General features: G+C 65.3%; 15 protein-coding genes and 1 pseudogene. 15 read left to right on the top strand and 1 reads right to left on the bottom strand.

Annotated features, from left to right (window positions below; genetic code table 11):
* The first annotated feature begins 88 nt into the window (after window positions 1-88).
* From ACE3P0_RS15465 to ACE3P0_RS15495, 7 genes and pseudogenes are all read left to right on the top strand, one after another.
* Window positions 89-2854, top strand: a complete 2766-nt coding sequence (locus ACE3P0_RS15465) for a type VI secretion system Vgr family protein (RefSeq protein WP_374403617.1) — start codon at window positions 89-91, stop codon at window positions 2852-2854.
* The gene (locus tag ACE3P0_RS15470; RefSeq protein ID WP_374403618.1) at window positions 2851-3837 is read left to right on the top strand and encodes a hypothetical protein; all 987 of its coding nucleotides are present in this window, start codon (window positions 2851-2853) and stop codon (window positions 3835-3837) included. Before ACE3P0_RS15465 ends, ACE3P0_RS15470 begins: the two co-directional genes overlap by 4 nt.
* A gap of 705 nt (window positions 3838-4542) precedes the next feature.
* Entirely contained in the window at window positions 4543-5046 is a 504-nt protein-coding gene (locus ACE3P0_RS15475) for a hypothetical protein (RefSeq protein ID WP_374403620.1), read from the top strand.
* A gap of 98 nt (window positions 5047-5144) precedes the next feature.
* Window positions 5145-5276: pseudogene (locus ACE3P0_RS15480) on the top strand (IS5/IS1182 family transposase); the annotation flags it as partial.
* A 65-nt stretch (window positions 5277-5341) separates the two neighbouring features.
* Entirely contained in the window at window positions 5342-5704 is a 363-nt protein-coding gene (locus ACE3P0_RS15485) for a hypothetical protein (RefSeq protein ID WP_374403621.1), read from the top strand.
* On the top strand, window positions 5694-6230 hold the full coding sequence (locus ACE3P0_RS15490; protein ID WP_374403622.1) for a hypothetical protein: 537 nt from the start codon (window positions 5694-5696) through the stop codon (window positions 6228-6230). The genes ACE3P0_RS15485 and ACE3P0_RS15490 overlap by 11 nt, the downstream gene beginning before the upstream one ends.
* A 59-nt stretch (window positions 6231-6289) precedes the next feature.
* On the top strand, window positions 6290-7843 hold the full coding sequence (locus tag ACE3P0_RS15495) for a hypothetical protein (protein ID WP_374403623.1): 1554 nt from the start codon (window positions 6290-6292) through the stop codon (window positions 7841-7843).
* A gap of 75 nt (window positions 7844-7918) precedes the next feature.
* Here ACE3P0_RS15495 and ACE3P0_RS15500 read toward each other — a convergent pair whose 3' ends face one another.
* Window positions 7919-9391 carry an aminoacyl-histidine dipeptidase gene (locus ACE3P0_RS15500; RefSeq protein WP_374403624.1) on the bottom strand — a complete coding sequence of 491 codons (1473 nt, stop codon included), beginning with the start codon at window positions 9389-9391 and terminating at the stop codon, window positions 7919-7921.
* Between the two features lie 216 nt (window positions 9392-9607).
* Here ACE3P0_RS15500 and ACE3P0_RS15505 point away from each other — a divergent pair, with 216 nt between their 5' ends.
* The 8 genes from ACE3P0_RS15505 (at window position 9608) to ACE3P0_RS15540 (ending at window position 21673) form a co-directional block, all read left to right on the top strand.
* Window positions 9608-10561, top strand: a complete 954-nt coding sequence (locus ACE3P0_RS15505) for an MBL fold metallo-hydrolase (protein ID WP_374403625.1) — start codon at window positions 9608-9610, stop codon at window positions 10559-10561.
* Window positions 10558-11352 carry a ThiF family adenylyltransferase gene (locus ACE3P0_RS15510; RefSeq protein ID WP_374403626.1) on the top strand — a complete coding sequence of 265 codons (795 nt, stop codon included), beginning with the start codon at window positions 10558-10560 and terminating at the stop codon, window positions 11350-11352. The genes ACE3P0_RS15505 and ACE3P0_RS15510 overlap by 4 nt, the downstream gene beginning before the upstream one ends.
* Window positions 11353-11375: 23 nt before the next feature.
* Entirely contained in the window at window positions 11376-11744 is a 369-nt protein-coding gene (locus ACE3P0_RS15515) for a sirohydrochlorin chelatase (protein WP_374403627.1), read from the top strand.
* A 160-nt stretch (window positions 11745-11904) separates the two neighbouring features.
* The gene (locus tag ACE3P0_RS15520) at window positions 11905-16098 is read left to right on the top strand and encodes a PAS domain S-box protein (RefSeq protein WP_374403628.1); all 4194 of its coding nucleotides are present in this window, start codon (window positions 11905-11907) and stop codon (window positions 16096-16098) included.
* Between the two features lie 2 nt (window positions 16099-16100).
* Window positions 16101-17009: a response regulator gene (locus tag ACE3P0_RS15525; RefSeq protein ID WP_374403629.1), complete on the top strand. Its 909-nt coding sequence runs from the start codon at window positions 16101-16103 to the stop codon at window positions 17007-17009.
* Window positions 17006-18529 (top strand): SpoIIE family protein phosphatase, encoded by a 1524-nt coding sequence (locus ACE3P0_RS15530; protein ID WP_374403630.1) that lies wholly within the window; start codon window positions 17006-17008, stop codon window positions 18527-18529. Before ACE3P0_RS15525 ends, ACE3P0_RS15530 begins: the two co-directional genes overlap by 4 nt.
* Window positions 18530-18614: 85 nt before the next feature.
* A complete protein-coding gene (locus tag ACE3P0_RS15535; protein ID WP_374403631.1) occupies window positions 18615-21035 on the top strand; it encodes an ATP-binding protein in 2421 nt (806 codons plus the stop codon).
* A gap of 59 nt (window positions 21036-21094) precedes the next feature.
* On the top strand, window positions 21095-21673 hold the full coding sequence (locus ACE3P0_RS15540) for an ANTAR domain-containing response regulator (RefSeq protein WP_172196964.1): 579 nt from the start codon (window positions 21095-21097) through the stop codon (window positions 21671-21673).
* Window positions 21674-21934: the final 261 nt, after the last annotated feature.

Here is a 21934-nt window from a genome sequence, read left to right on the forward strand (position 1 = left end):
CCGGGTGGCTTGGCGTGTTCAGTGAAAATGCCAAGTGCGTATGCAAAACTGCTAACTTTGCGCACCCCGCAAGCCAGCAGGAATCCGCATGCTTTCGCTCGATACGCTCATCGCCGCTCTGCCGGGGCTGGATGCCTTCTACCGCGCGCTGTCGCAGCACGCCCGTCTTCTCGAACTCAAGACACCGCTTGCTGCCGACACGCTGCTGCTGGAGCGCTTCGCCGGTCGCGAAGCGCTGTCGGAGACGTTCTGTTTCGATCTGGACTGCCTGTCCCCCTCCGCGCACCTTGATCTGAAGCCGCTGATCGGCGAGTGTGTCACGCTGAGTTTGCGGCAAGCGGATGGCAGCCTGCGCCGCTGGCATGCCCATGTCACCCAAGCAGCGCAGTTGGGCGCAGACGGTGGACTGGCGCGCTACCGCCTGGTGCTCGAACCCTGGCTCGCATTCCTGCGCCACCGCCGCACCAGCCGCATCTTTCAGGATCAGAGCGCGCTCGACGTCGTGCAAGCCGTGTTCGGTGACTATCCCGTCGCACGTTTCGATGTGCGGGTCGCGAACGCCAGCGCCATCGAGGCGCGAGCGCTGATCACGCAGTGCCGCGAGACCGACTTCGAGTTCGTCCAACGCCTGCTTGCCGAAGCGGGGCTGTCGTACTGGTTCGAGCACGCCGACAGCGGCGAAGAACACCGTCTCGTGATCGCCGATGCGGCCGCCGATTGGCCGGCCTGCCCGCAGGCCAGCGTTCGCTTCACGCGCCTTTCCGCGACCGACAGCGCCGACGCGATCCACAGCTTTGGTGCCTGGCGCGAGGTGCGCAGCACTGCCGTGAGCGTCTCCGCCTGGGACGACACTGCGCTGGTCGCCACTGCCGCGCAACAAACCAGCGCCTGGCCGGCTGGCGAGTTGCCGGCGCTCGAACAGTATTTCGGAGAGGGCGAGCGCCGCTACGCCGATTCTGCGGCTGCCGAACGCATGGCCGGCTTGCGCATGCAGGCGCAGGAACGCGCGGTGAAGACCTGGGCAGGGGAATCGTCCGTGCGGGTGTTTGCGCCGGCGCAGCGCTTCACGTTGGTCGATCACGACGCCTTTGGTGGCCTGTCGGAACGTGACCCGAAACTCACGGTGCTGTGGGTGGAACACGAAGCGGCCAACAACCTCGATTCCGACGCACGCGAATTGCTGACAGCGGTGGGCGTTGAACGTGGCACCTACCGTAACCGCTTCGCAGCCTTGCCGGCCGCCGTACCGATCGTGCCGGACATGCCCGCCCGTCCGCGCGCCCCCGGCAGTCACAGCGCTCGCGTCGTCGGTGTCGAAGGCGAGGCGGTCAGCACCACGCGCGACCACCGCATCAAGATCCAGTTTCCGTGGCAGCGTGGCGCCGCGCCGACGCCGGGCGGCCTCTCGCACGAAACCGAACGCGCGCCCGGCAACGAATCCTCGGGCATCTGGGTGCGCATTGCCGAATGGGCTGCTGGCCCTAACTGGGGTAGCCAGTTCACCCCGCCGATCGGCAGCGAAGTGCTGGTCGGCTTCATCGACGAAGACCCCGATCGCCCGCAAGTCATCGGCAGCACCTTCAACGGCAGCCACACCCCGCCGTTCGAAGGCGGCGTGGATGCGGCCAGCGGCCAGCCCGGCGTGGTGAGCGGCATCCACCAACCGACGCTCGATGGCGCCGGCCACGCGCAGTGGCTGATCGACGACACGCCAGGGCAGCAGCGCGCACGGCTCGCGACGAATCTTGCCGCTGCGCGGCTAGAGCTCGGCTGGATCACCGCCCAGCGCGGCGCCAGCGGTACCCGCGGCGCCTGGCGCGGCGAAGGCTTCGAACTTGCTGCTGACGCGTGGACCACCGTGCGTGCTGGCGAGGGGCTGCTCTTCACCACGCAGGCGCGGCCGCAGGGCACATCGACCCAACTCGACGCCGCCGAGGCCCTCGCGCGCGTGAAGGGCGCCAAGCAGCTCGTAGAAACCCTCGCGCAACACGCCAGCACTCACACCGCCGGCACCCTGCAAGCCGCGCAAGACAAACAGCCGCTGCCCGAACTGATCAAGACGCTCGAAGCGCGCCACAGCGGCCCGCAAGGCGGCCAGAGCGAAAAGATCCACGCCCCCGGCAGCCGCAGCGAAGCGGAATCCGCCCACAAACTCGGGCAACCCATCATCGCCTTCGACAGCGCCGCAAGCCTCACCACCACCACCCCGGCCAGCCTCAGCTGGATGAGCGGCCAGAGCACCAGCCTCACCGCCCACGGCGATACCCACCTCGCCGCCGGCCACAGCGCCAGCCTCACCGCTGCGCGCGACGTCAGCCTCTTCACCGCAACTGAGGACCTGGCCGCCGTCGCCGCAGCCGGTCCCCTATCGTTGCGCGCCCACACCGACGCCCTCGAACTCGCTGCCGACAAATCCGTAACCGTCACCAGCAGCGGCGAAGGCATCGACATCCTCGCCCAGCAGAAGATCGTGCTCAGCGCCGGCCAAAGCCAGATCGAACTCAACGGCGCCAACATCACCTTCAAATGCCCCGGTAAATTCGAGGTGAAGGGCGCCAGCCATGCGTTTGAGGGGGGCGGGAGTTCACCTGCCCCAATTTCAGTGTTGCCTGGCGGGAGACTTTCGCCCGCCGAGCTTCCTGAGCTCGATTGGTTTGATGAACAGTTCCGAGTGGTTGCACATGATGGCGAAACACCGCTCGCGTTTCGCTCCTACTCTGTCTATGCCGACAACGGGCAGATCTGGCGTGGAGTGACGGACGCCGATGGTTTGACGGAGCGCATCTACACTCGCACGCCACTTGGTCTTCGCCTAGTGGTGGACGACGCGACCCTTCGTGAGGTAATCGAATGACGAAGAAGAAAGCGGCGCAGGCCCCGAAGCAAACGACCAATAAGACGAAGGACTCGTTAGTGAAGGTTGTCGTCGATGAAGATAAGGGTGAGTGGTTATCGCCCAAGAAGGACGCTGCCTTTGAAATTTCTGCGGAGCCTGGATTTCCTGAAATCGTGTTTAAGTTCAAAACGAACCAGCCTCCTCCGTTTGATTGGAAATGGGAGATCAAGTGGGATGCCAAAGTAAGTGGGCTGAAGGAGTCCGCAAAAAGGGGAGCGCTGCTCAAGACATTCGAAGAAAAGGGCTCATTCAGTGGTGACAAGCCGGAGTGGCGCGCTGACGTTGGAAAGATAGTAGGCGGCCGCCTAACGGTCGAAGTTCGGGCAGGAGAAGAGGTTTTTCGCCGTTCAGTTGAGGTAAAGGCAAAGAACCCCTCGGCTGACGACATCAAGGCATTCCTAGCGAAACAGCCAGACGCCGCCGGTTTTGACCGACTGCTGGAGCAGGAGAGCGGGTTCAAACACCTAATCAATGCGGATGGTCAACCCGTTGTCGCGTTTGATAAAGGCTATGGCCTTACTCAAATGACGAATCCGGCGCCGTCATTCGAGCAGGTTTGGAATTGGAAGGAGAACCTGCTTGCTGGTGTGAAGCTCTATCAGCAGAAGCAGAAGTTGGCCAAGGCATTTCTGTCTCAGTCAAAACGAACCTACACCGACGAACAGCTTAAGCTTGAGACTTGGTCTCGCTGGAACGGAGGTGGGTATCACACTTGGGATGCGGAAACCAAGTCGTGGGTTCGGAGCTCAACGACGCTTTGCGATACCGCGACCGGCAACATCGGATGGGATACGACGGAGAAAGACAATAAGGGGAAGACGGAGTCGGAGTTGCATGAGCGTGACAAGGGAACTTATGCGAACCCAAAGAAGGACAAGACGGAGGCGAACAAATGGCGTTATACGGGAGTCTGCTATGCGGACCACGTCAATACTGAATAGAATTCTCTGGTGGTTGGTATCTGGCTGTGCTTCTTCGATGGCGCTGGTGGCGGCTGTTGGAGCTTCTGACTCCGCATTGCTAGTGCCTTACAGTCGTTTGGACCCTGTTCTTGGCCCGGGAGGACGGTGGTCTCTTCGGATTACTACCGTCGACGCATCAGGTGTTGAGCGAGCCATTAATCCCGTCCTCGATCATCCGTTGCGCGGCCGGATTAGGCCCGTGCGTGAAGTGAAAGAGGTAGGTAATGGTTTCAGTGATGGCGGCCGTGTCTACTATGTGCTCGCGACTTCGACTGATTCAAAGACAGAAGACTCCCACGGGGCGGGTTATTGTGGTGCGGGGACCGAGCAGTCCCTTTGGATACTAGAACTGACCGCTAGACGAGACGTGCTCAAATTCGTCGATTCACTCCTCGTTCAGAGTTGTTTGAAGTCGTTGGCGCTTGTAGGAGATTCCGATCTCAAGCTGAAGGAGTGGAGCGCAACTATTGCTGATCCACGTTCGTTCGAACTTCAATGGCTAGATCACCCAAATTTCGGAGGTACTAGACGGCACGTTCTAGTTCAAGGAGGGCGTTGGCTAATCCGGTGATTCGGTTTGAGTGTAGGTTGATGCCGAACGGCTGGAGCCACGGTGGTATGGGTGCGAATCGATTTGGTCGGTGTCCCGACGCTGATCGACAAACGGGACCCAAGAAATAAATAATGACTGCTTCTCTTCTTCTTGGAAGAGCAACTGCTATGGGTGTTTCCTCGTTCGCTAGCGTTCTAATTCTTGTATTGCTCACGGCACTCTGTTCTTCATGTGGTGCAGGAGGTTGCCCAGGGGACTTCGACGGTGAACTTCTGGTCTCTGACTGGTCTGGAGACCCGCCAAAGTCCGCGCTGCTTGAACAGTACAGAGCAAAGAGCAACTTTGAAAAACCAGAGAATACGTTTTCGGAAGGGTTCTTTGGTTCGATTGACGTTAATGAAAGCGGTCGTCGATACCTTCGGGTTCGGTTCGTCGGTCATGAGCGTTTTCCGGTCGATCGTGACTACAGATTGGTCTTGGATAGAAAGATAGAGTTCAGAATTACGGACATCGTCCCAACAAACAAAAGGGCTTGGGGTTGTCCGCTGGAGACGGCAAAAGTCAATGGCCGTGAAGTTATGATTGGCCACGCAGTATCGTTCAGCCGAGAGTACGGAGTGCCGGTTCAGCCGTGACGAGATATGGCGCCTTAACAGGGTGAAGCAAAACCCAGTGAACGAACCTGCCGTGCATTTGTCCTAGCCGTACCCGTCCAACCTCAGGTACAGCAACGATGCGCGGCGAAGTCGATCCCCAGTCCTCGATGTTTCACTACTTCTCAGTCGAATCTCGGATTCCCGCCGATCACCCGCTGCGGCCAGTGAAGAAGTTGGCCGACTCGATGCTGTCGGCCATTTCGGCGGATCGTGTCAGGAGCGAAAAGGTTGGTCCCGCGCGACATCAAGGACTTGAAGCCCCACGGGTTTATGAGTGAGCCGATTCGCTGTTGGTTTCGTCGCGGGGTGCCTTGCGAGCCTGTTCGCTGGAGCCTCGGCGGTTGCTGTGTGGTATTGCTTTCGCGTGACGAAGGTTCACCGCCTGGAAGAACCCCTGCTCTTGGCTGGTGCCTCGGATGGTGGCGGCCAGTACGCGTTGCCGAAGGGGACGGTCCTGTATTTCGATAAAGCTTATCCCGAAGGATTTTCTCGGTTCCGGGTGTATATCAATGCCGACAGGATGCCGCTGCGATTGGAACGTCTGGACGATGGGACGCAGATCGATCCGCTCGATGCAGTAGCGCCCAGCAAGAATGACATTGAGCGGATTCGGCGCGGTTGCTCACTTGATCAATAGGCTTCGGCTGAGCGCCCTTGTTGCGCCTGTCGCGCTTGCGGCCGGCGCTGCCGCATTGCTGTCAGCTGTTCTAGCTGACAGCTCCGATACGCCAGACACGGTCCCGAGCCGCGATGCCGTTGCGCTGAGGCGCTATTTCGCTCCCGACATTGCCTTGAAGAACGTGCAGTGGGAGTTGTTTGCTACGCCCGAAGCGCCGATTGGGTTGGAAGTGGCGGGGCCGACGGATTTCTTAACGCTCATCGTTGTTGGGCGGGCTGTAGATCCGACTGCCGCACAGCGTCTTGTTCCCACGTTGGCAAGCGTCCCCGCATTTGCCGTACCCAACGCACAAAGGAGCTGGCTCCCGCAGTGGTCGCAACGGCTGATCAAACGCGTCGTGGATGAGGCGGCTCTGCCGGTCGATGCGCGCTGCCAGCGGCACGCAGTTCCGGGCGTGGCGTCCGGCACGCGGCATGACGGATTCGTGTGTACAGAGAATGGCGTTGTCATGTATCTCGTTACGCTGGCGACGCCGTCGGATTGATTCAGGTATTGCCCGTCGCAAGCGCGCGGCGCCTTCCAATCCTGCCTTCTTGTGCCGAAATGACTGCGACTGACTATTACAAGCCCTCCGGCCGTATTGCTTGGTATACCCCGTTCAGACCCTTGCTGACCGGTTTGCCGTGGGTTGTCGTTCAAGCCTCCGTGTATGCGGTGGTGATTCACTACAACCCGTTCGTCTATTTCTCCTTTCTCGCGACGCTGGCGCTCGGCGCGGCGGTAGGGGCCGTGGCGGTGATGACGGCGCAGTCGGCGCGGTCGCGGTCTCACAAGTTCAACGCAGCGCTTGGTTTGTTCTTTGGCTGTGCGGCGGTGTGGGCGCAGTGGCTGGTGTGGTTATCGCTGAATTCGGGGGAGAGCTGGGCCCGTCTGTTGCACCTTGGGTTCAGCGCGCCGAGCGTATGGCTCGATACCTTGCGCGAATTCTCCGAGCATTGGCATGTGACGTTCTCCCGGCGCGGGCGGGGCGCTGAACTGACGCCGGGTAACCTGCACTGGATCTGGGGGCTGGAGGCCGCGGTGATCGCGCTGCTGAGCATGCTGGTGGCGGCGCTGGGCGGGGATGGCAGTGCGTACAGCGAACGCAGCGGCTGCTGGACGACGGATGAGGTGGAAGCCTCGCTTGCTGCCGATGACAGCAGCGTTGAAGTGTTGCGCGCAAGACTCGAAGCCGAGGGCGCATCCCCCTTGCTGGCCTTGCCAGTCGTGCCAGACGGTGCAGCGCCCAACTATTCACCGTGGTACACGCTCAAGGTGAGTTGTGTTGCAGATCCGGGTGATGCCGAGTTCTGCCTTATCCGAGTCGACCGTGTCACCCACACGCGCAAGGACAACGGCAAGATAAGCACGAGCAGCGCGACCGTGTCGAAGCTTCGCTTTCTCGCACCGGACGACTATCGCGCCTTGGTTACGCACCTGAGGGGACAGACGCACGAGGCGACTGCGCAGCCCAATGTAGAAGGCGATGCGCCCGCCGATCCGCCTGAACTGGAGCCGGCCATCGCGGCGCTCCAGGCGGAACGGTTCGACGAGGCGCTTGAGCTGGCTGAGCCACATATCGATGCGATGGCGGTCGCGCTGAAAGCCGATGCACTGCGCGTTTGCGGGCTGGCAGCGTCGCGACTCGAACGCTGGGCTGAAGCGCATGCGCGCTTCGCCGCACTGTTCGCGCTTGAAGCCTCTGCGCACAACGCATTGCAAGTGGCGACGACGGCGGTGATGAGCGGGCGCATCGACGAGGGCAAGGCTTGGTTCGACCGCGCCTGGGCGCTCAACCTCGAATCGCATGAAATTCCCCCGCCGACCATGCACACGAGCTATGCCACGGCGCTTGCCAATGCCGGCCACCCGGGCGAAGCACTTGCGAGCGTCGAGTGGCTACGGGACGTTTATCAGAGCCTGCCGAGCACGGATTCGACCTTTCTTCACCTGCGCCACTTGCCGTTCTTCAGCGCTTTTCTTGAGAAGAGCCTGCCGATTCTGCGTGCACGCTTGAGCGACGCCGACGTGGTGGCGTGGTACCAGGCGATGCGGGCGCATCTGGACGAGGATGGCCGCCATGCGCTCGATGCGCATGTGGCTTCTGTCGCAGCCTGAGACGCAGATGTGGCCACGGCATTCAGGCGGTTGAGGCCGCCTGAATGCCGCGAGGTCGAGGCGCTGCGGCTGGGCTCAGCGCACCGCTGGTATTGCCGCCACCACCGCCGTCAGTAGCTTCCAGCACTTCGCCACCGATTCGATGTTGACCCGTTCGCCCGGGGCGTGGGCGCCGCGGATGTCGGGGCCGAAGGAGATGATGTCGAGGTTCGGGTATTTGGATTTGAGGATGCCGCATTCCAGGCCGGCGTGGATCACTTTCACTGCGGCGGGGCCGGCGGCGAATTCGCGTTGATAGACCTGCTGGAACAGCTTGAGCAGATCCGAATCGGGGTTGGGTGCCCAGCCCGGATAGCCGCCTTCGGTCTGCACGGCGGCGCCGGCCAGCACGAAGAGGCTTTCGATCTCGGCCGCGAGCGCTTGCACGCCGGAATCGAGCAGCGAGCGCACCATCAGGTTGGCGAAACCCTGGCCGTCCGCGATCCTGACGACGCCGAGGTTGTTCGAGGTTTCCACGACGCCGGTGACGCGCTGGCTCATGCGGCGCACACCGTGCGGTGCGGCGTGCAGCGCGGCGAGCATGCGCTGCTGGTCCGCAGGGCTGATGGCCTGCTTGGCGGTGCCGTCTTCCGGGCCGAAGCGCACGCTCACACCGTCGTCTACGCCGGCGAGTTCGCTGCGCACCATCAGGTCGAAATCCTCGACCCGGCTGGCAACGCGTTCCGCCTGATCGGCAGGCAGCGCGATGCGCGCGCGGGCTTCGCGCGCCAGCGCATTGCGTGCGCTGCCGCCTTCGAGTTCGATCAAGCGGACGTCCTTGCCGAAGCGGCCTTCCAGCCCGCGCAGCAAGCGCACCAACAACTTGATCGCGTTGCCGCGCTCGAGATGGATATCGACGCCGGAATGCCCGCCACGCAGGCCGCCGACTTCGATCTCGTAGCAGGCGAAGCCTTCGGGTAGCGCTTCGAAGGCGTAGGTGAAACTCACGTTCACATCGATACCGCCGGCGCAGCCGAGGTAGAACTCGCCCCAGTCTTCGGTGTCGATGTTGATCATCAGGCTGCCCTGCAGCAGGCCCGGCTCAAGACCTAGCGCGCCGCCCATGCCGGCTTCCTCGTCCACCGTCAGCAGCACCTCGAGCGGTGGGTGCGGCAGATCGGTGGATTCGAGCAGGGCCAGCGCGAGCGATACGCCGATGCCGTTGTCGGCGCCCAGCGTGGTGTTCGGCGCGACCAGCCAGCCGTCCTGCAGTTCGGCGCGGATCGGGTCGCGGTGAAAGTCGTGTGCGGTGGCGTGGTTCTTCTGGCACACCATGTCGAGGTGGCCTTGCAGCACCACGCCGGGCCGCTCTTCCATGCCGGGCGTGGCCGGCTTGCGGATGATCAGGTTGCCGGCGGCGTCCACCTGCGTTGCAAGACCGCGCGCTTCGGCCCAACTGCGGATCACCTCGCGCAGCGGCCCCTCATGCTTGGAGGGGCGCGGCGTGTTCAGCAGGGTCGAGAAATGGCGCCAGACGGCGGCGGGTTCGAATTGGTCGAGTGCGGGCATTGCGGGTCCTGGGTTCGGTCGGTGTGCCGGTGACGACTTGAGGCGGGTAGCCGCAGGCCGCGCGACGGGTGCTGGCTGCTGCGGTTGCAGGCGCGCCGGCGGCCAGCCCCTTCGGGCAGGCGCTGCATGGTAGCCCGGCCTCGCGCGGCGGGCGACAGTCGGTGCGACGGCTGACCGGTAGAATTGCGACATTCGGATTGGGCGATGGGGGACAGGATGGCTTTCGTAACTGCGCAGGGGCAGGGCGTGTTCGCGATCGATTCCGGCTATGTGCGGCCGATGTTCGACGCGATTCACCTCGTCGTGTCGGACGACGGCCGTGCCGCGCTGGTCGATACCGGCACGGTCCATGCGGTGCCGCGGGTGCTCGAAGCCCTGGCCGCGCAGGGGCTTGCACCCGAGTCGGTCGACTGGATCTGCCTCACGCATGTGCATCTGGACCATGCGGGCGGCGCCGGTGCGCTGGCGCGCGTGCTGCCCAACGCCAAAGTGGCGGTCCATGCGCGCGGCTCGCGCCACATGGCTGACCCCTCCAAATTGTGGGAAGGCACCCTCGCGGTCTACGGTCAGGCCAATGCCGAAGCCCTGTATGGCGAGCTGATCGCGGTGCCCGCTGCGCGCATCGTCGAAGTGGGCGAGGGCGACACGGTGCGCTTTGGTTCGCGCGTGTTCCATGTGCTCGATACGCCGGGTCACGCGAAGCATCACGTGTGCTACCACGACCCTGCCAGCCAAGGCGTCTTCACCGGTGACACCTTCGGCCTCACCTATCGCGAGATGGATGGCGCCGATGGCCGCGCCAACATCTTCGCCACCACCACGCCGGTGCATTTCGACCCGGCCGCGCTGCATGCATCGATCGACCGCCTGCTGGCGCTGAAGCCCGCCTGCATTTACCCCACGCATTACAGCCGCAGCGCCGACGTGCCACGCCTCGGCGCCACGCTGCACCGACTGATCGATGCGCATGTGCAGGCCTGCGATGGCATCGACCCGGCTGCCACCGATGCGCACCCGACGCTGGTAAAACGGCTCGAAGCGATCGCGCTCGCCGAAGCCGAGTCGGCCGCGTGGGGCGTGCAGGGCGACGCGGCGCTGCAATTGCTCGAAGGCGATCTCGATCTCAACGCGCAGGGGCTGCTGGTATGGCTGCAGACACGCACTCAATGAGCGACACCGTGACACTGCCACAAACCGAGGCGCCTGATCTCGACCGCCGCTTTGGCGGTGTTGCACGCCTGTACGGGGATGACGGCCGTGCGCGGCTCGCCGCGGCCCATGTGTGTGTGATCGGCGTCGGCGGTGTCGGCACTTGGGCGGTCGAGGCGTTGGCGCGCAGCGCGGTCGGCGCGATCACGCTGATCGATCTGGACGTCATCGCCGAATCCAACACCAACCGCCAGCTGCATGCGCTCGACCCGGACTGGGGCATGGCCAAGGTCGAGGCGATGGCGCGCCGCATCCGCGCGATCAACCCGGCCTGCCGCGTGACGACCGTGGATGACTTCGTCAGCGAAGAAAACCTTGCCCAACTGGTGAGCGGCTTCGACTTCGTGGTCGACGCGATCGACAGCGTGCGGGTGAAAACCGCGCTTGCCGCGCATTGCGTGGCGCAGGGGCTGCCGCTGGTGATCTGCGGCGCCGCCGGTGGCCAGATCGACCCGACCCGCGTTGCGGTGGATGATTTGTCGCGCACCGTGCAGGACCCGCTGCTCGCCAAGGTGCGCGCCAACTTGCGCAAGCAGCATGGTTTCACGCGCGATCCGAAGAAGAAGTTCGGCATCCGCGCGGTGTATTCGACTGAGCCGCTGCGCTACCCCGAAGCGGCCTGCGCGCCCGATGCGGCGGGGCCGCAAGGCCTCAATTGTGCGGGCTTCGGCTCCAGCGTGTGCGTGACCGCGAGCTTCGGCTTCTTTGCCGCCGCTGAAGTGCTGAACGCCCTCACGGCGGCCAAACCCTGAACCCTTCCCCCGGAGCAAAGCCCATGAGCACCGCCATTCTGCTGTTCGCCCACGGCGCCCGTGACCCCGAGTGGGCGCGGCCGCTCGAAAAGCTGGCTCACGCAGTGCGCGCGTTGCGCCCCAATGTCACCGTGCAGCCCTGCTTCCTGGAGTTCATGGCGCCGGATCTGGCCACGGCGATTGACGATGCCGCCGCCGCGGGCGCTCAGCGCATCGAGGTGGTGCCGGTGTTTCTCGCCGCGGGTGGCCACGTCAAACGCGATCTGCCCGCAATGCTCGGTGCCGCGCGCGCGCGGCACCCGGGGGTGACGATCGTGCTCTCCGGCGTGCTGGGCGAGGCCGAGGCCGTGATCGCCGCGATGGCGGCGCACGTGGTTGGGCTCGCCGGCTAGCGCACCTCGGAGTCCTCAGCCGGGCCACGCGTCGGGCACGGCGTTTCCCTCCCGTTCTTCTTCAGGGCTTGCCGAATTCAAGCCCCGACCAAGCCTGCCGTTGACGCGCAAGGGGGGAGGCGCGTCGCACCGCTTGGCGGCGCCCTGACGAGGCGGCCGAGTGATCGCACAGCACAACAACGATGGCGGGGATCTTGCCGAAGCCGGCACGCGGCGCTCGCTGCTGCCGGCGCTGCTGATTGCGCTTGCGGCATTGGTGGCCGGGCTCGCGCTGACGGGCTGGATCTGGCGCGAGCGTGTGGATGCCGAGCGCTATGCCTTCGAGCAGAACTTCCATGCCACGGCGCAGGAAGTGATTACCCGCATGAACACCGATATTGGCAGCACGCTCGCGATTGCGCGGGCGATGGCGGCATCGATCCGCCTGTTGCCTGAACTTGGCGCGGAGGATTGGCGCAGCCTGCTGCGCGACGTGCGCGTCGATCGCATCGAACCGCCCCTTGCCGCGCTGATGCTGGTCGACATGGCAAGCCCCGAGGCGGCCGACATGCGGGTGCGCTTCGACTATCTGGTTGCGCCCGACGATGCCACGATCTCCGCCACGGCACCGTGGCTGCTGCGCCTTGCCCAGGGCGCCAGCGCGCGGGCGCTGCTCGCCAACGAGGCGGCCGTGGCGGTGGGCGGCGACGCACGCCCCGGCGGGGTGTCGCTCGCGGTGATGGCGGTGCCGGTGTCGCGCAACGCGGTGCTTTTGCTGTTCATCGACGCGCAGCGCTGGCTGACCACGCGGGGTGCGATCCTCACGCAGGATGCGGCCGTGCGCGCGGTCGAGATTCTCGGCCCTGCGCAGGATCGCCTGATCGCCGAGACGGCGCACTATCCGATGGATGCCGAGATGACCGAGGTGGGCGTCTTCACGCTCGGCGATCAGCGCTGGGCCTTCGAGGTCGCTGCCTTGTCCGCCCCGCCCGATTATCTGCAGCGCGCAAACTTGTTGCTGCCAGGGGTTGTGGCGAGCCTGCTGCTCGCTGCAGTGCTGTTCACGCTGGCGGCGCGCAAAGGTCTGGCTGATCGGGTGGTGGCGCGGGTGCGGCGAGACCTTGCGGATACCGAACGTCGCTTCGAGCGCGCCGTTGCGGCGAGCGAGGATGGCATTTGGGAATACCTGCCCGAGGCGGGGCGCTGCCTGCTCTCGCCGCAGGCCTGCACGATGCTTGGGCTGGCGCCGCGGCGCGAGGGTTTTCGGCTGGCCGAGCTGATTCGCAGGGTGCAGCGCGAAGACCGTGCGACGCTGGTAAAGGCGCTGCGGGCGGCGGTGGCCGTGAGCGGGCCGATCGATGTGGAATGCCGCGTCGCCTCGCTCGATGCAGCGATGCGCTGGATTCGCGTGCGCGGGCAGACGGCGGCTGCGCAGGCGGTGATCGGCGCGCTGTCGGATGTCAGCCTCCATCGTCGTCTCGCGGAGCGCTTGTCCCAGCAGCAGGCCTTCTTGTGGCGTGTGCTCGATGTGGTGCCGGTACCGATTGCAGTGAAGCTGCGCGACGGCGAGATCCTGCTGGTGAACAAAGCGTTCGAGCGCACCATTGGTGTCGATCGACTGACCGCGGTCGGCCGTACGACGGCTGAAGTCGCCACGCCTCAGATTGCGTCACGCATTGCGGCGCTCGAAGCCCGCCTGCATCAGCTTGGCGATAGCGTCGAGGCGCGCATGTGGCTCGATCTGCCCGGTGGGCATCGCCACCTTCGCGTGGCGCGCACGCTGTGCGAGGGGGCGGATGGCCGCGATCTGGTTGTCGCGAGCTACGTCGACATCACCGACGAAACTCAGGCCGAGGCGCGTGAGGCGGGCTTCCGCGCGTATCTGCAGGGGCTCATCGATGCGATGCCGCATGCCTTCTTCGTCAAGGATGCCGACTCGCGTTTCCTGATGGTCAACCCGGCCTTCTGCCGCATGTATGAACTGGATGCCGACGCGGTCATCGGCAAGACCTCGTTTGAGGTGTATGGCGACGCTGCACTCGCCAAGGCGCAGTATGAGGACGATCAACTGGTCCTCGGTGGTGGCGAGGTCACAGGCCACCTGCTGCGCTTTCAGACGGCGAGCGGCAAGCCGCGCGTGGTACGGGTGCACAAGGCGATCTGCGCCGATCCTGACGGGCGCCCGCTGATCACCGGCGTTGCGACCGATATCGGTGACCTCGTCGCCGCGCAGGAGGGCCAGCGCGATGTGATCGAGCGGCTCGATGCGCTGTATCGCAACGCGCCCTTTGGCCTGGCGCTGGTTGATGCTGCCGGGCGCTTCGTGCAGGCGAACCCCGCCTTTTGCGACATGCTTGGCTGCGATGAAGCGGCCCTGCGCGAGCGCACGCTGGACAGTTTCAGCCCGCCGGAGCTGCGCCGCGATCACCGCGGCAGGCTTGCCGCCTTGCTTGCTAGTGGCCGGCTGGCGCCGTTCGAGACACGCTACCGCAGCGATGTGCGCGAACTGGCCGTGCGCGTTGCCGGCGCCGGGGTTGGCCATACGCGTACCGGTTTTCAGTACGCGTGGACCATTGTCGAGGACATCAGCGAGCGGGTTGCGGCGGCGGCGGCGCTGGCAGCGTCCGAGCATCGCTGGCAGTTTGCGCTTGAGGGGGCGGGCGATGGCGTGTGGGACTGGGATCTGAGTTCGAGTCGCGTGTACTTCTCGCCGCGCTGGAAGCAGATGCTCGGCTACGCCGACAACGAGATCGGTGACAGTCTTTCCGAGTGGGAAACGCGTGTGCACCCGGACGAACTGTCCGGCGCCATGGCGCAGATCGACGCCCACCTGCGCGGCGAGAGCGCGGTCTATTCGACCGAATACCGCATGCGCTGCCGCGATGGCGGCTGGACCTGGATTCTCGATCGCGGCCAGGTAGTCGAACGCGACATGGACGGGCGCGCCCTGCGCATGATCGGCACCCATACCGATATTTCCGCGCGCAAGGCGGCCGAAGCAGCGCTGCGCCGCAGCACCGCGATGCTGACAGCGATCAGTGCCACGCAGGAGGCCTTCATCCGCGAGCCGGATGCGCGGCGTGCCTTCGATGGCGTGCTCGCCGAAGTGCTCGCACTCACCCGCAGCGACATGGGTTTCATCGGTGAGGTGCAGCAACAGGGCGATGCGCCTTACGTCGTGATGCACGCGATCAAGCTGGACGAACGCAACGAGGCGGCAAAGGCCTTCTACGCCGGGCCTGCAAACCACGCGCTGGAGTTCCACAACCTCGACACCCTGATCGGTGCAGTGCTGCGCGATGGGGCGCCGGTGATCTCGAACGATCCGGCGCGAGATGCCCGCGCGGGGGGGCTGCCGCCGGGGCATCCGCCGTTGACGAGCTATCTCGGTCTGCCTGTGCGCTACGGCAAGCAGCTGGTGGGCCTGATGGGCGTGGCCAACCGCCCCGGCGGGTACGGGTTGGAGGATTGTGCCGAGCTCGAACCGCTGTTGCGTTCCTTCGGCGAGATCATCAACGCGCGCCGTACCGAACTGGCGCGTCGCGCAGCCGAAGCAGAACTGGCGCAACACCGCGACCGCCTCGCCGAGCTGGTGCGCGAGCAGACGGCCGACCTGGTCGCCGCGAAGGAGGCAGCCGAGGCGGCCAACGAGGCGAAGAGCGTGTTCCTCGCCAACATGAGCCATGAGCTGCGCACACCGCTGCACGCGATCCTCTCCTTCGCTCGCCTGGGGGATCAGAAGGTCGGCCGCGCAGCGGAAGATCGTCTGCGCGAATACTTCCTGCGCATCTCCACCAGCGGTGAGCGTCTGCTCAACCTGCTCAACGATCTGCTCGATCTGGCCAAGCTCGAATCCGGCCACATGCGCATCGAGACGCGGCCGATTGCGCTCGACGGCCTTGTCCGCGAATCGCTGGCGGAATACGAGGCGTGGTTCGCCGCCAAGCGCCTGCATGTGGATCTGCACGCCGCGCCCGGACAGCTGACGGCGTGGGCGGACCCGGTGCGCTTCGGTCAGGTGCTGCGCAACCTGCTCTCGAATGCAGTGAAGTTCACGCCCGAGGGCCACGGGATCACCTTGCACCTTGCTCCTGCAAGCCTGCATGGCCCCGGTGGTGCTGAGGTCACGGCGGTGGAGTTGTCCGTCAGTGATGAAGGGGTCGGCATTCCGGAGGCCGAGCTCGAAAGCGTGTTCGACAAGTTCGTCCAGAGCAGCACCACCCATACCGGTGCTGGGGGTACAGGCCTCGGTCTGGCGATTTCACGCGAGATCGTCGCCGCACACGGCGGCGTGATCTTCGCCCGCAACAACCCGGCCGGCGGCGCCACCTTCGTCGTGCGCCTGCCCGCCGTGGAAGACCTGCAGAAGGAGTAAGCATGGCCCGCGCCCGAATCCTGGTTGTCGATGACGAGCCCTTCAATCTGGAGATCATCTGCGACTACCTTGAAGATTGCGACTACGAGCTGGTGACTACGCAGGAGGGGGCCGATGCGCTCGCGCGCCTCGAAGACCCGGAACAGCATTTCGATGTGCTGGTGCTCGATCGCATGATGCCCGGCATCAGCGGCATGGAAGTGCTGCGGCGGGTCAAGCAGCACGAGCGGCTCAAGGCGATCCCGGTGATCATGCAGACCGCCGCCGCCACGCCAGACCAGGTACGCGAGGGCTTGGCGGCGGGTGCGCACTACTACCTGACCAAACCCTTCGAATGCGATTCACTGCGCGCGGTGATCCGCACTGCGCTCGATGATCAACGGCGCCGCGCCGAACTGGCCGATCGCATCCATGAGCATGTGGTCGCGATGCAGATGATCGATCGCGCCGAGTTTTCCGTCCGCACGCTGGAAGAGGCGGCCGCCGTGGCGACGACCGCCGCCCTGGTCTGCGCGCGGCCTGAGGCGGTGGCGATGGGCTTGGCGGAACTGCTCGTCAATGGTGTCGAGCACGGCAACCTCGGTATCGACTTCGAGACCAAGGGGGCATTGAAGGAATCCGGCACCTGGGCGGACGAAGTGCGCAAGCGACTCAGCGCGCCGCAGAACCTCGCCAAGCGCGTGCGGCTCACGGTGCAGCGCGACGGCGCCCGCTGGCACTTCCATGTACGCGATGACGGGCCGGGCTTCGACTGGCAGCGTTTCATCGAGCTGGACCCCTCGCGGGCCTTCGCACCGAACGGCCGCGGCATTGTGCTGGCGCGCCAGATCGCCTTCGATGAGGTGCGCTACGAGGGCAGCGGCAACGAAGTGCATGCATGGTGCGGCAACGGAAACGGAGGCCAGCAATGATCGCGCCGACCCCCGCCGACTGCCGGGTGCTGGTGGCCGACGATACCGCCGCCAACCGCACCCTGGTGCGTGCCTACCTGACGCGGCTCGGCTTCGCCGTGCTGCTCGCAGAGAATGGCGAACAGGCCGTCGAGACCTTCGAACGTGAACGCCCGGACATCGTGTTGATGGACGTGATGATGCCGGTGATGGATGGGCTGGAAGCTACGCGCCGGATTCGCGCTGGCGGTGCCACGGTGCCCATCGTCATGCTGTCGGCGCTCGGAGCGGAGAGCGACGTGGTCGGCGGGCTCGATGCCGGCGCCGACGATTACCTCGTCAAGCCGCTCTCCTACCCGATCTTCGCCGCCAAGATGCGCACCGTGTTCCGCGCACTCAGCATGCTGCGGCAACGCGATGCGGCGGCCGAGGAGGTGCGGGCGATTTCGCGCGCGATGAGCGACGGCCTCGTGGTGTTCGACCCTGCCGGCGAGATCCGCACGGTGAATCCGGCGCTCAGCACGATGCTCGGGCGCAGTGAGGCCAGCCTGATCGGCGCGCCGGTGTTCGCGCTGTTCGTGCCGCCGGGCGACCGTCAGCTTCAGGGCGTGATCGAAGAGTGCCAGCGCGGCGAACAGCGCTCGACCTGCGAGGTCAGCGCACGGGCCGCCGATGGCAGCGTGGTGCCGCTGGAACTCGCGCTGTCGACGATGGCTGCGGCGCAGGGGCTGACGTATCTGGCGGTGCTGCGCAACATCTCGGAGCGCAAACGGGCCGAGCGCGAACTCGCCGCCTATACGATGGAGCTCAAGCACTATCACGACGAAGTCGAACGCGAGAACGAACTGGCGCTGGAGATCCTCGAACGCCAGATCCGCCGCGGCGGCCTGCAAGAACCCGGTATCGCGCATCGCGTGTTGCCGGCGCAGCGCTTCTCCGGCGACATCGTGCTCGCACAGCGCGCGCCCGATGGCCGCCTGTTCGCGCTGCTTGCCGATGCCACCGGTCATGGTTTGGGCGCCGCCGTCAGCGTGCTGCCAGCGGTTGCGGAGTTCTACCGCGCCGTCGCAACGTCGCCGACCCCGGGCGAGCTCGTCGCGCAGCTCAACAACGTGCTGCAGGAATCGCTGCCGATCGGGCGTTTCGTAGCGGCTGCGCTGGTGTGCGTCGATTGCGCCGCGGGGCTCGCGCATGTATGGGTCGGTGGCACGCCCGATGTGCTGCGTCTGGATGCGCACGGTGAAGTGTTGCAGCGCTTTGCATCGAATGCGCTGCCGCTCGGCATCGATACGTTGACGCCGGAGGCCGCCGCGTGCGCCAGCAGCCCGCTGGCCGCTGGCGACCAGGTGCTGATCTTCTCCGACGGCCTGCTCGAAGCGATGGGCGAGGGCGGCGCTCAGTTCGGTTACGCAGGCGTTGAGGCGGCGCTGCGCGGCGGTGCCGCGGGCGAGCGCCTCGATCAGCTTGAACGCGAGGTGGCGCGCCACTGCGGCAGTGCCGCGCCGCACGACGATGTATCGCTGCTGCTGATCAGCGCCTGAAGCAATGCAGCGGGTCGCGTGGCGGGTGCCGCCCGCCGCGCGGCGCTTTTCACTATCATCGCGGCATGGCTCCCCCCCAGCTCCCATGTCCGGCCTGATCGAACCCCTGTCGCGGCGTATCGACCGCTGGACCTCGACACGCGTCGAGGCGCTTGTCGGCCTTGGCGGCCTCGCCGTCGTCGTGGTCGCGCTGTTCGCGGCGCTGTCGCCGTTCCAGGAAGCACGCGAGGCACGAGAGCGCGAAGCGCTGGCCCTGACCGGCCGCGCTGCCACCGATGTGCAGCGCGATCTGCTGCGCATGCTCGATGTGACCGACTTCGTGCTCGATCGTGCCGCTCGGCGCGTGTCGAACGGCGTGCGTGGGCCGAAGGCAGTGCAGGACGATCTCGCGACTGACCTGCGCGATCTGCTTGGCGGCCTGGTGGTGTTCGACCAGCGCTTCCGCCTGATGGATGCCGCCCGCGGCGGCCCGCGCGATGCGGCATTGCTGGCCGAGCTCTCGCGCAACGCAGCGCCCGACGTACTCGATCTGATGCCCGCCACCGACGACCGCCTCTACGCGGTGCGCGTCTGGAGCGGCGATGCGATGGTGGACGAGACGGCGCCGGGCGGCGTTGTTGCCGAGATATCCAAAGCCGCGCTGCGCGAAATCCTGAGCGTACATACCCTGCGAGGCGGCGGCGAGGCTTTCCTGCTGCGCCGCAATGGTGACTTGCTTGCGCACAGCAGCGTGAATGGGCCGGGCGTGCCGGTGCGCTTGCCCGATGCGCTACGCAAGGCGATCGAGCAGGGACAGGAGGCCGAGTTCGCAGACGCCGATGACAGCCGCCTTTTCGCGCTGCGAAGGCTTGCCGAATATCCGTTGGTGGTGGTGGTGGCGCTCGACGCGGCAACGGTGCGTTCAGCGGTGGGTACGCCGGGCCGTATCCAGGGCTGGGGCTTTCTGCTGCTGGCCGGGTTTGCGCTGGGTACGACGCTGATGTTGATGGGCGCCACGCGTTCGATGCGACGCGCGCGTTTGCGCGGCGAACAGGAGTCTGCACTGTTCGAGGCTTCGCCCGACCCGATGCTGCTGGTGCGCCGCGATACCGACGGCGATTTCCAGTGCGAACGGATCAACCCGGTCGCGCGCCGATTGTTCCGGGCACAGGGGCGCAGCGGCGACGTGCCGATCGGCGAGCTCTCGGCGGGCGAAACGTTGCGCCGTGCGCTCGAACACATCGCCAACCAGACGCGTCACAGCATCGGCGCCTTCGATCTGAGCGTACCGCTGGAGGGCGATAGCGCCCAGGTTGAAATCTCGGTCGTGACGCTGCCGGCGTCGGAAGACCGCCTGCCGCGCTTCGCGATCATCGGCCGTGAGCTGACCGCACAACGCCAGGCCGAACGGGCGCTGCGCGAGCGCTCGCTGCAACTCGAAGCCATCATCGATTCCGCGATGGATGCTGTGCTGATCACCGACGCGTCGCGTCGCATCGTCATGTACAACAAGGCGGCCGAGAACATGTTCGGTTACCGCGCCGAGGATACGATCGGCGAGGATGTGCTGATGCTGTTGCCGGAGCGCTATCGCAGCCTGCCGGCCGAGAAAATCCTGCTGCAGGCGCGGCGCCGCGCCAGCTGGCGGTTGCGCGGCGGCGCGCGGCCCTTGCTCGGGCGGCGTCGAAATGGCGAGGAGTTCCCGCTCGAACTCGCGCTGTCGCGCGTCGAACTGGGTGATGCCACGCTGTTCACGCTGATCCTTCGCGACATCACCGAACAGGTTGGTGCCGAGCTGGAGATCAGCGTACTCAACGATTCGCTCGAACAGCGCGTGATCGAGCGCACCGCGGAGCTGCAACGCGCCTACAAGGAAATGGAAGCCTTCTCGTATTCGGTGTCGCACGATTTGCGTGCACCACTGCGCGCGATCCACGGCTACACGTTCCTGCTGATTGATAGTGAGGGTGAGCGGCTCACGGACGAAGGGCGCGGCTTACTCGATCGGGTGATGAAAGCCTCGGTGCGGATGGGCGAGCTGATCGACGACTTCCTCGATTTCTCCCGCGTCGGCCGCGCCGAGTTGACGAGGCAGAAGGTGGACATGGGGCGCCTGGCGGCCGAGGTGGTCGCCGACCTGCGCGGGCCGTATCCGGATACCCGCATTTCGGTCGGCCTGCTGCCGCCGGCCTACGGCGACCCGCGGCTGCTGCGGCAGGTGTGGGTGAACCTGATCGGCAATGCGCTGAAGTTCTCGTCCCACGGCAACGAGCCACGGGTCGATATCGGCGTTACGCAGGCGGGTGGCCAGCTTCGCTACTACGTGTCGGACAACGGCATCGGCTTCGACATGAATTACGCCGACAAGCTGTTCGGCGTGTTCCAGCGACTGCATGCGTCGCGCGAATTCGAGGGCACCGGTATCGGGCTGGCGATCGTCAAGCGGATTGTCGAGCGGCACATGGGCGAGGTGGCTGCCGAAGGGGCGCCGGGGCAGGGCGCGACGATCTCGTTCACGATTCCCTGACCAGACAGGCTGGCACGCCGATTGCATTGTTTTGCGGCCAAACCCCCTGAGCCCAATCAATGCTGAGAGTCCTGATCGTCGACGAGTCCAAAGAGCGCGCACTGGATCTATGCCAGGGTGTCGCTGCTGCCGGCCACCTTGTGGCGGCAGTGCTGGCCGACGCGGCCGAGCTGGCAAAGCGGGTGCAGGAGATTCAGCCGGATGCGGTATTGATCAGCACCGAATCGCCGAGCCGCGACACACTCGAACACCTTGCTACGCTCGATCGCGATTACCCGCGACCGGTGATCGTGTTCTCGGGTGACGACGACGAATCCATCATCCGCCGCGCGATGCGCGCGGGTGTTGCGGCCTATGTGGTGGATGGATTGGTGCCGGAGCGCGTCGAGTCGCTGATGAAAGTGGCGGTGGCGCGCTTCGAGGAATTCCAGGCCCTGCGCCGCGAGCGCGACGACGCCGAGCGCAAGCTATCGGACCGTATCGCGGTTGACCGGGCGAAGGGCATCCTGATGCAGGCGCGTGGTTTGTCAGAGGACGACGCCTACCATGCGCTGCGCAAGCTCGCGATGGAGCGCGGGCGGCGCATCGGCGAAGTCGCGCAGGATGTGATTGAGTCGGCCAAGCTGCTGATCGGCTGAGCCTCTTCCTTCGGCCGGCACATCACGCGGCGGCCGCATCGCGTTTTCATTTCCCCCGAGGTCTGGCCGCAGGCCAGCGCGGCGCCTGCGCGCGCCAATGTGCTGGCTGGCGCACCGAATCGGGGCGTCGGCGGCCCTGTTCTGGGTCTCACGGCACTGTTGCGGTGCCGCATTCAATCGGTGCGAGCAGCTGCGTATCCGCACTGCAGAAGTGCCCAATCGCTGTGCTGTTTCTGCTTGAAGCCGCAAGAATGCCGGCCA

Source organism: Niveibacterium sp., assembly GCF_041909475.1.
Classification (GTDB): Bacteria; Pseudomonadota; Gammaproteobacteria; order Burkholderiales; family Rhodocyclaceae; genus Niveibacterium.